This is a genomic window from Bradyrhizobium sp. STM 3809 (genome assembly GCF_000239795.1).
GTDB lineage: Bacteria > Pseudomonadota > Alphaproteobacteria > Rhizobiales > Xanthobacteraceae > Bradyrhizobium.
In genome coordinates this window covers 1-1,829 of the sequence record NZ_CAFJ01000796.1, presented here as the reverse complement: position 1 = coordinate 1,829, position 1,829 = coordinate 1, and the positions used below count along the sequence as shown (strand labels likewise).

Annotated in this window: 3 protein-coding genes; 2 read left to right on the top strand and 1 reads right to left on the bottom strand. The window is 61.8% G+C overall.

Going from position 1 to position 1,829, the window contains the following annotated elements; genetic code table 11:
- Window positions 1-24 precede the first annotated feature (24 nt).
- A complete protein-coding gene (locus tag BRAS3809_RS33675; RefSeq protein WP_008966486.1) occupies window positions 25-309 on the bottom strand; it encodes an usg protein in 285 nt (94 codons plus the stop codon).
- A 382-nt stretch (window positions 310-691) separates the two neighbouring features.
- Here BRAS3809_RS33675 and groES point away from each other — a divergent pair, with 382 nt between their 5' ends.
- A complete protein-coding gene (gene groES, locus BRAS3809_RS33670) occupies window positions 692-1,006 on the top strand; it encodes a co-chaperone GroES (RefSeq protein ID WP_008966485.1) in 315 nt (104 codons plus the stop codon).
- A gap of 149 nt (window positions 1,007-1,155) precedes the next feature.
- The coding region (gene groEL / locus BRAS3809_RS33665) for a chaperonin GroEL (RefSeq protein ID WP_035660358.1) at window positions 1,156-1,829 on the top strand (674 nt) is incomplete at its 3' end.

Genomic DNA, 1,829 nt, shown 5'->3' with positions numbered 1-1,829 from the left:
TGGAGATCCTGCAGTGACCTCAGCTCAATTCAGCCGGAACACGCCGTCCACGGCGCGCAGCTCGGCCGGCTTGATCAGCTTGGAATGCGCCACCGTGACCGAGTGCAGCGGGCCCTCGATCTTCTCCTGCCAGAACGCCAGGAAGTCCTGCAGCGCCGGGAATTTCGGGAACAGGTCGTAGTTCTGCCAGACATAGGTCTGCAGCAGCGAGCGATGGTCCGGCATCCGATACAGGATCTGCGCGGTCGTCAGCCCGTAACCCAAGACCTGTTTCCGAAAGTCCTCGGAAACCTCACCCCTCGAACCCATGCCAACCTCCGTTTCTGGAGCGCATGTCCGTGTGGCCAACCGGGATGGAGCCACCCGGCAAAGATGCGCTCACTGCCAAAGAAATGTGACGCATGTCCTTAACCCATCTCAAGCTTAAATGTTTAACGTCATGTTGAAAAATGCTGCATTAGCAGCCACTTAGCCCAGGTGCTAATAGCACTCCGGGAAACTGCGGGCGGGGCCGTTAACGATCTTTCGGGACGCTTTGGCAGAGCCCGCGATCGACTGCTAATTTTTCTGCTACAAGGCCTTGCCCGGCATAAAACTCTCCCCTAAATCCAGCCCGCGTGCTGGCACTCGCCGGCGCCGACTGCCAAATCTCCAGAAACTGACAATCGCCTCAATAGCTTAGGAGGACTGTATGGCTTTCCGTCCGCTTCACGACCGCGTCGTGGTCAAGCGCATCGACGCCGAAGAGAAGACCGCTGGCGGCATCATCATCCCCGACTCGGCCAAGGAAAAGCCCTCGCAGGGCGAAGTGATCGCGGTGGGCCCCGGCGCCCGCGACGAGAGCGGCAAGCTGGTCCCGCTCGACGTCCAGGTCGGCGACCGCGTGCTGTTCGGCAAGTGGTCGGGCACCGAGGTCAAGATCGACGGCCAGGAGCTGCTCATCATGAAGGAAAGCGACATCATGGGCGTGCTCACCGACACCGCGTCGAAGAAGAAGGCCGCCTAAGCCACTGCTGCCCCTCATCCTGAGGAGCCGGCTTTGGCCGGCGTCTCGCAGGATGAGGCCCCCGATTTTCAGCCAACTCGTCCTTCGAGACGTCCGCTTGAGGCGGGCTCCTCAGGGCGAGAATTTCGATCAAACCAGGGAAACCCAATATGTCAGCGAAAGACGTAAAGTTCGGCGTCGAAGCCCGCGACCGCATGCTGCGCGGCGTGGACATTCTCGCCAATGCCGTGAAGGTCACGCTCGGTCCGAAGGGCCGAAACGTCGTCCTCGACAAGTCGTTCGGCGCGCCGCGCATCACCAAGGACGGCGTCACCGTCGCCAAGGAGATCGAGCTCGACGACAAGTTCGAGAACATGGGCGCACAGATGGTGCGCGAGGTCGCCTCGAAGTCCGCTGACGCGGCCGGCGACGGCACCACCACCGCGACCGTGCTGGCCCAGGCCATCGTGCGCGAAGGCGCCAAGGCCGTTGCCGCCGGCATGAACCCGATGGATCTGAAGCGCGGCATCGACCTCGCGGTCGAGGCGGTCGTCGCCGACCTCGTCAAGAACTCCAAGAAGGTCACGTCGAACGACGAGATCGCCCAGGTCGGCACCATCTCCGCCAACGGCGACTCCGAGATCGGCAAGTTCCTCGCCGACGCCATGAAGAAGGTCGGCAACGAGGGCGTGATCACGGTCGAGGAAGCCAAGTCGCTCGAGACCGAGCTCGACGTCGTCGAGGGCATGCAGTTCGATCGCGGCTACATCTCGCCCTACTTCGTCACCAACGCCGACAAGATGCGCGTCGAGATGGACGACGCCTACATCCTCATCAACGAGAA